Source organism: Rhodococcus sp. NPDC057135, assembly GCF_042670865.1.
Taxonomy (GTDB): Bacteria; Actinomycetota; Actinomycetes; order Mycobacteriales; family Mycobacteriaceae; genus Rhodococcus_F.
Genome location: NZ_JBHUUU010000016.1, coordinates 156,923 through 164,332, shown reverse-complemented (window position 1 = coordinate 164,332; position 7,410 = coordinate 156,923). Strand labels below are relative to the sequence as shown.

Below are 7,410 nucleotides of genomic sequence, written 5' to 3'. Positions count from 1 at the left end.
CATTCAGACGGAAGAATGAACAATCACCGACGAAAAATACTCACACCCCGAACATCAGAACCGAAACCCGAAGGCCCGGAACATCATCCGACATGTGAAGTACCAAAAAAATTTTGGCACTGACATTCATCGACACACTGTTGAGTTCTCAAAGAACACGCACACACCATCACCACGACCCTATGGCCGCCGCTCCGGGGCAACTTTTCCAGCCTATCCCAACCAGGTCACCGGCGCAAACCGGAACCTTGTGAAGAACAACTGGAGGTGAAGCACAACCATACATGATGGAAACTACTTCGAAATTTGGTCAGGCACTTCGTACAACCTCGTGTCACTCGCTGTGAAGCGGGAGTCGGTGTCCGTGTCGCTCTGACTTGGAATAAGTTACGCGAACCTTCAATCAATTCACAAATCGCCTGGTCACTACAGCGAATTGGTCAGCCAAGGCCAGGTCAGACAGTTTTGTCATTCCACCAACGGCGACTGGGCCCGAGTGTGACGCCGAGCACCGATACCTATTCGGTGCTCACCCGCTCGATCACTCCCCCGAGTCCACGGAGATTCTCGACGAATCGCGGGTATCCACGGTCGATATGGAAGATGTCGTGAACTTCGGTGGTTCCGTCCGCGACCAACCCGGCAAGCACGAGCCCGGCGCCGGCCCGAATGTCCGAAGACCACACCGGCGCACTCGACAACACTGGAACGCCGCGGATCACAGCATGGTGACCATCAGTACGAGCGTCGGCGCCGAGTCGGATCATTTCCTCGACAAATCGGAAGCGTGATTCGAACACGTTCTCGGTGATCATCGACGTGCCCTCGGCAACCGCAGCCAAACCGATTGCCATCGGCTGCAGGTCAGTGGGGAATCCGGGGTAAGGCAAGGTTGCGAAATTGACCGCCTTAGGCCGTTCTCGCTGGATGACACGGAAGCCGTCGACCTCGGGCGTCACCTCCGCGCCGGCTGTCCGAAGCTTGTCGAGGACCAGTCCGAGATGCTTGTGGTTCACCCCGCGAACGCGGACGTCACCCCTGGTCATAGAGGCTGCGACGCCCCACGTTGCAGCGACGATCCGATCACCGATGACACGGTGCGTAGTCGGTTCCAACTTCCGGACGCCTTGGATGGTGAGCGTCGAACTTCCGCCGCCAGATACCTTGGCGCCCATCTCGTTGAGCATGTTGCACAGATCCACGATCTCGGGCTCACGTGCAGCGTTGTCGATCACGGTCTCACCACGGGCGAGGACCGCTGCCATCAAGATGTTCTCGGTTGCACCCACCGACGGGAACACCAGGCGAATGTTAGCGCCGTGCAGGTCATCTGCTTCGGCAACTACACATCCATGCTCGATCTCGCTGCGCGCACCCAACAGGCGGAGCCCGGATTGGTGCATGTCGAGGGGCCTCGAACCGATGGCGTCACCGCCAGGCAAGGCGACAACTGCGCGTCGACAACGCGCAACCAGCGGACCAAGCACACACACCGACGCTCGAAACTGTTTCACCGCGTCGAAGTCAGCGTGATACTTCGGCTCAGCCGGCGTCGTGATCCGCACTTCGGAGTCTTCGAGCTCAACTTCGCAGCCCAGACCTCGCAAGACGTCCGCCATCAGGGGTACGTCGAGAATGTCCGGGCAGTTGGTCACGACAGTTGTGCCTTCGGCCAACAGCGCAGCGGCCATCAGCTTCAACACACTGTTCTTGGCCCCTCCCACCAGTACTTCACCTTCGAGGCGGTTACCCCCGGTCACAAGAAAGTGCTCACTCACGGTTCACAGCCTAGAGCCACAACCTCGTCGGCACCGCGCCGGTACCGTAGCCCTATGTCTGTTCACCTGACGAAGATCTACACCCGGACCGGCGACGACGGGACCACGGGCCTCAGCGATTTTTCCCGCGTGTCCAAGAACGATCCGCGTCTGATCGCCTACGCGGATTGCGACGAGACCAATGCAGCGATCGGAGTGGCCGTTGCCCTCGGCACTCCCCCGGAGAATCTCCTCGCGATGCTGCGCCAGATCCAGAACGACCTCTTCGACGCAGGGGCCGACTTGTCCACCCCGCTCGTCGAGAATCCGAAGTACCCACCACTGCGAGTGACTCAGGCTTATATCGATCGACTCGAAGGATGGTGCGATGAGCTCAATGAGCAACTGGCACCGTTGAATTCGTTCATTCTGCCGGGCGGAACTGCCCTGGGAGCCCTGCTTCACGTAGCAAGAACCGTCTCACGGCGTGCGGAGCGTGCGGCCTGGTCCGCCATCGATGCGAACCCGGAAGACACAAGCGTCCTTCCCGCGAAATACCTCAACAGGTTGTCGGATCTGCTCTTCATCATGGGAAGAGTGGCAAATCCTGAAGGCGATGTGCTCTGGAAGCCCGGCGCCGGGGCTTGAGCGGGACCGGTCAGGCGGTGCGTCGCCTACGGGCGCGCCCGTCCGGCCGCGACTCGACCCAGGACAGGAAAGCTGTCAATGCCCCACTGTCCAAGGCGATTTCGTAGGCCGACGATCCGTCGTTGACCTTCACGACGACGATGTCGTCGCTCATGATGTCGAATTCGGTGCCTGAGGGAGAGCGACGGCTCTCGACCTCGATACCTTGACGATCAATTCTGGAGTCCGGGCCGGGCCGCAGACTCGACAGCTTGAAAAAAACGAAAGTGGTTTCGCCGTAGCGAATGATTCCGTGCCGCCACCCGCTGTCCCCCGGGGATGGCAAAACACGAAGCAGTGCAGCAGTACCGCCTCGGCGCAAAACTACAAGACGATACAGAAAAGCCGCGACGAGAACCGCGAGCAGCACAACCAGAATGATCAATACAGTCATTCCGAATGTCACTGTTCGTCGGCTCCCGTCGCGGCTTTACTCGAGTAACTTACGCGCGCTCGACGGCCCGGAGCTGACCCTTGGCGACCGCAATCGCTTCGAGGTCGCCCGAGTTCTCGGCCAAGACAGCCTTGGCTGCCTCGACGTCGATGTCCTGTGCCATGTCCGCGGACTCGGCAAGGATCGTCACCGTCGTCGCAGTGACGGAGAGGAATCCTCCGTGTACTGCAGCAACGATACGCTCGCCGTCGACCGAGGTGATCGACACGGTTCCGCCCTCGATCAGCTGACCGAGGACCGGCTCATGCCCAGGCATGATTCCGATTTCACCCTCGGTGGTCTGAGCGCTGACCAGCGTCGCCGAACCAGACCACAAGCGCTGCTCGACGGCAACGAGTTCTACGGTCATCTCAGCCATCGTGGACTACTTCCCGGCCATCTTCTTGGCTGCAGCCTCGACGTCGTCGAGTCCACCGCAGCTGTTGAATGCCTGCTCGGGCAGGTGATCGAACTCGCCCTTGCAGACGCGGTCGAAGGCTTCGATCGTGTCGCGGAGCGGCACGACGGAGCCGGGCTCACCGGTGAACTTCTCGGCAACGATGAAGTTCTGGCCGAGGAACTTCTGGATACGACGGGCGCGGCCGACGAGGACCTTGTCCTCTTCCTGAAGCTCGTCCATACCGAGGATGGCGATGATGTCCTGCAGTTCCTTGTACTTCTGCAGGATGCGCTTGACCTCGTTGGCGACGCGGAAGTGCTCTGCACCGACGATGCCGGGCTCCAGGATGCGGGAGGTCGAGCTCAGCGGATCCACAGCGGGGTAGATACCCATCTGCGAAATCGGGCGCGAGAGCTCGGTGGTGGCATCGAGGTGCGCGAACGTCGTAGCCGGCGCGGGGTCGGTGTAGTCGTCGGCGGGCACGTAAATAGCCTGCAGCGAGGTGATCGAGCGACCACGGGTCGAGGTGATGCGCTCCTGGAGCTCACCCATCTCGTCCGCCAGCGTGGGCTGGTAGCCCACTGCCGAAGGCATACGGCCGAGGAGGGTGGAAACCTCGGAACCTGCCTGCGTGAAGCGGAAGATGTTGTCGATGAACAGCAGAACGTCCTGGCCCTGAACGTCGCGGAAGTACTCCGCCATCGTCAGTGCGGACAGGGCGACGCGCATACGCGTTCCGGGCGGCTCGTCCATCTGGCCGAAGACAAGGGCGGTGTCCTGGAGGACGCCCATTTCTTCCATTTCCAGGTGGAGGTCGGTGCCCTCACGGGTACGCTCGCCGACGCCTGCGAACACCGAGGTGCCCGAGAACTCGCGAGCGATACGCGTGATCATTTCCTGGATCAGAACGGTCTTGCCGACACCGGCGCCACCGAACAGGCCGATCTTTCCACCCTTGACGTACGGGGTGAGAAGGTCGATGACCTTGATGCCGGTCTCGAGGATCTCGGTCTTACCTTCGAGCTGATCGAAGGCTGGTGGCTTGCGGTGGATGCCCCACTGCTCGCCGTCGCGGCCGAGGCCCGGGGTGTCGAGGCAATCGCCCAGTGCGTTGAACACGTGGCCCTTGACGACGTCACCGACGGGAACCGAGATCGGCTTGCCCGAGTCGGTCACTGCAGTGCCGCGGACGAGGCCGTCGGTGGGCTGCATGGAGACGGTGCGGACCAGGTTGTCACCGAGGTGCTGTGCAACCTCGAGCGTCAGCGTCTTGGCGACCGAGGGAAGCGTGATCTCGGCGTTCAGGGCGTTGAACAGTTCAGGAACAGCGCCACGCGGGAATTCAACGTCCACGACGGGACCGATGACCCGCACGACGCGGCCGGCTACGGCCGAAGCCGAACCTGCCCCGTTGTTTTCGGTTACTGCTGCGGTCATGTGCTAGTCACTTCCTGCGCTCGAGGCGAGCGCGTTGGCGCCGCCGACGATCTCGCTGATTTCCTGGGTGATCTGGGCCTGGCGAGCCTGGTTGGCCTGACGGCTCAACGTGTTCACCAGTTCGTTTGCGTTGTCCGTCGCGGCCTTCATAGCTGTACGACGGGCTGCCGACTCCGATGCCGCAGCATCGAGAAGCGACGAGAAGATACGAGTGCTGACGTACTTCGGGAGAAGAGCGCCGAGAAGCTTCTCGGGCTCGGGCTCGAAGCTGAAGTCCGCGACGGGGCCATTGTCATGGTCGTCGTCGTGGCCGTTGGTCAGCATGTCGTCACCGAGTTCGATGCGCTCTTCCGACACGAAGACCTCGAGAGGAGCCATGCGGCGAACCTCGGGAGTCTGCGTCAGCATCGACACGAAACGGGTGTAGACGATATGGAGTTCGTCGACGCCCTCGATCGTGCCTTCACCGTTCGGAGCGGCAACCTGGTTACCCGAACCAGCCATGAACAGCTCCACCAGGTGGCGGCTGGCCTTCGCTGCATCCGAGTAACCCGGATCCTGCGAGAAGCCCGTCCACGCAGCACCGATGTCGCGGCCGCGGAACGTGTAGTAGCCGAGCCCCTTGGAACCGAGCACGTAGACGACCGGCTCCTTGCCCTCGCTGCGGAGGAGAGCCATGAGCTCTTCTGCCTGCTTGAGGACGTTGGAGTTGTAGCCGCCACACATGCCGCGGTCACTGGTGACAACAAGCACGGCAGCCCGCTTGGGCTCCGGACGCTCGTTGAGCAACGGGTGATCGAGCGAAGCAGACGCACTCGCCAATTCGGTGAGTACCTTCGTGATCTCCTCGGCATACGGCTTGGACGCGGCGACGCGAATCTGAGCCTTGGTGATACGCGAAGTCGCGATCAGTTCCTGTGCCTTGGTGATCTTCTTGGTCGAGTTGACCGACTTGATACGAGACCGCAATTCGAGAATGCTCGCCATCGATCAATCACTCTCCCTTCGGAATTCGCAGTGTCATGGGCGCGTACGTCACTTGCTGACGGTCTTGCGCTTGACGTTGATCTGCTCGTTCGCGACCTCGTCGGCGCCCAAAGCGTCAGCCTCGGCTTCGTTCACGACCCGGCTTCCGTCGGATGCGATGAAGCCTTCCTTGAACTTGTTCGTTGCAGCGATCAGCTCAGCAGCGTTGTCGGCATCGAGTGCCTTACCGCCGTTGATGCTGGAGTAGACGCCTGCAGCCGAGTGCTTGAGGTCTTCGAGCAGTTCCTTCTCGAAGCGACGGACGTCGCCGATCGGAACGCTGTCGAAGATGCCTTCGCCGGCGAGGTAGATCGAGACGATCTGGTCCTCGACGGGGATCGGGCTGTACTGATCCTGCTTGAGCAGCTCGACCAGACGGGCACCGCGCTCGAGCTGAGCCTTGGAGGCAGCGTCGAGGTCGGATGCGAAGGCGGAGAACGCTTCGAGCTCACGGAACTGAGCCAGTTCCAGACGCAGCGAACCGGAAACCTTCTTCATGCCCTTGGTCTGTGCAGCGCCACCGACGCGGGAGACCGAGATACCGACGTTGATCGCGGGGCGAACGCCCTTGTTGAACAGGTCGGACTCGAGGAACACCTGACCGTCGGTGATCGAGATGACGTTGGTCGGGATGTAGGCCGAGACGTCGTTCGCCTTGGTCTCGATGATCGGCAGAGCCGTCAGCGAGCCACCGCCGAGTGCGTCGGACAGCTTCGCCGAACGCTCCAGCAGACGGGAGTGCAAGTAGAAGACGTCACCGGGGTAAGCCTCGCGTCCCGGCGGGCGACGCAGCAGGAGCGAGATGGCGCGGTACGCCTCTGCCTGCTTGGTCAGGTCGTCGAACACGACCAGAACGTGCTTGCCCTGGTACATCCAGTGCTGGCCGATGGCCGAGCCGGTGTACGGTGCGAGCCACTTGAAGCCTGCGGAATCAGATGCCGGAGCAGCAACGATGGTGGTGTACTCCATCGCGCCCTTCTCCTCGAGGGCAGCCTTGACGCCCGCGATGGTGGAACCCTTCTGACCGATGGCAACGTAGATGCAGCGCACCTGCTTGTTGACATCGCCGGAATCCCAGTTGGCCTTCTGGTTCAGGATGGCGTCGATGCAGACCGCGGTCTTGCCGGTCTTGCGGTCGCCGATGATGAGCTGGCGCTGGCCGCGGCCGATCGGGGTCATGGCGTCGATAGCCTTGATTCCGGTCTGGAGCGGCTCTTCGACCGGCTGACGCTCGAGCACCGAAGCAGCCTGAAGCTCGAGTGCACGGTTCTCGGTGCTCTCGATCTCGCCGAGGCCGTCGATGGGCGCACCCAGCGGGTCGATGACGCGGCCGAGGAAAGCATCGCCGACGGGAACCGACAGAACGTCGCCCGTGCGCTTTACTTCCTGGCCTTCTTGGATGTTCTGGTAATCGCCAAGGATGACGGCACCGATTTCGGTGGCATCCAGGTTGAGCGCGACGCCGACGATTCCACCGGGGAACTCCAACAGCTCGTTGGACATAGCCGAAGGCAGGCCAGAGACGTGCGCAATGCCGTCACTGGTGTCGGTCACTGTGCCGACCTCCTCACGGGAGGCCTCCGGGGAGTAGCTCGCGGTGTAGTTGTCGATCGCGCTACGGATCTCGTCGGAGGAGATCGTCAGCTCCGCCATGTTTTTCCTGCTCTCGG

At 61.6% G+C, this 7,410-nt stretch carries 7 protein-coding genes; 1 reads left to right on the top strand and 6 read right to left on the bottom strand.

Annotated elements, in window-relative coordinates; translation table 11 throughout:
• Positions 1-518 precede the first annotated feature (518 nt).
• Positions 519-1,778: a UDP-N-acetylglucosamine 1-carboxyvinyltransferase gene (murA, locus tag ACFT1A_RS26050; protein ID WP_378449330.1), complete on the bottom strand. Its 1,260-nt coding sequence runs from the start codon at positions 1,776-1,778 to the stop codon at positions 519-521.
• Positions 1,779-1,832: 54 nt separating this feature from the next.
• Here murA and ACFT1A_RS26045 point away from each other — a divergent pair, with 54 nt between their 5' ends.
• Entirely contained in the window at positions 1,833-2,405 is a 573-nt protein-coding gene (locus tag ACFT1A_RS26045) for a cob(I)yrinic acid a,c-diamide adenosyltransferase (protein WP_378449329.1), read from the top strand.
• 10 nt (positions 2,406-2,415) lie between these two features.
• On the opposite strand, the gene ACFT1A_RS26040 is transcribed toward ACFT1A_RS26045, so the two are convergent.
• From ACFT1A_RS26040 to atpA, 5 genes are read right to left on the bottom strand one after another with little or no spacing between them, the layout of a single operon-like run.
• Entirely contained in the window at positions 2,416-2,838 is a 423-nt protein-coding gene (locus ACFT1A_RS26040; protein ID WP_276117342.1) for a DUF2550 domain-containing protein, read from the bottom strand.
• 49 nt (positions 2,839-2,887) lie between these two features.
• Positions 2,888-3,256, bottom strand: coding sequence for a F0F1 ATP synthase subunit epsilon (locus ACFT1A_RS26035; RefSeq protein WP_003941287.1), 369 nt, complete (start codon positions 3,254-3,256; stop codon positions 2,888-2,890).
• 6 nt (positions 3,257-3,262) lie between these two features.
• Positions 3,263-4,714 (bottom strand): F0F1 ATP synthase subunit beta, encoded by a 1,452-nt coding sequence (atpD, locus tag ACFT1A_RS26030; RefSeq protein WP_003941349.1) that lies wholly within the window; start codon positions 4,712-4,714, stop codon positions 3,263-3,265.
• A gap of 3 nt (positions 4,715-4,717) precedes the next feature.
• On the bottom strand, positions 4,718-5,701 hold the full coding sequence (locus tag ACFT1A_RS26025) for a F0F1 ATP synthase subunit gamma (protein ID WP_003941320.1): 984 nt from the start codon (positions 5,699-5,701) through the stop codon (positions 4,718-4,720).
• Positions 5,702-5,749: 48 nt separating this feature from the next.
• Complete coding sequence (gene atpA / locus ACFT1A_RS26020; RefSeq protein ID WP_007726218.1) at positions 5,750-7,393, bottom strand: F0F1 ATP synthase subunit alpha; 1,644 nt, start codon at positions 7,391-7,393, stop codon at positions 5,750-5,752.
• Positions 7,394-7,410: the final 17 nt, after the last annotated feature.

Excerpts from the sequence above, each read along its gene's own strand:
- ACFT1A_RS26045 (WP_378449329.1), top strand. The coding sequence starts at position 1,833 with ATGTCTGTTCACCTGACGAAGATCTACACCCGGACCGGCGACGACGGG.
- ACFT1A_RS26040 (WP_276117342.1), bottom strand. The coding sequence starts at position 2,838 with ATGACTGTATTGATCATTCTGGTTGTGCTGCTCGCGGTTCTCGTCGCG.
- ACFT1A_RS26035 (WP_003941287.1), bottom strand. The coding sequence starts at position 3,256 with ATGGCTGAGATGACCGTAGAACTCGTTGCCGTCGAGCAGCGCTTGTGG.
- atpD (WP_003941349.1), bottom strand. The coding sequence starts at position 4,714 with ATGACCGCAGCAGTAACCGAAAACAACGGGGCAGGTTCGGCTTCGGCC.
- ACFT1A_RS26025 (WP_003941320.1), bottom strand. The coding sequence starts at position 5,701 with ATGGCGAGCATTCTCGAATTGCGGTCTCGTATCAAGTCGGTCAACTCG.
- atpA (WP_007726218.1), bottom strand. The coding sequence starts at position 7,393 with ATGGCGGAGCTGACGATCTCCTCCGACGAGATCCGTAGCGCGATCGAC.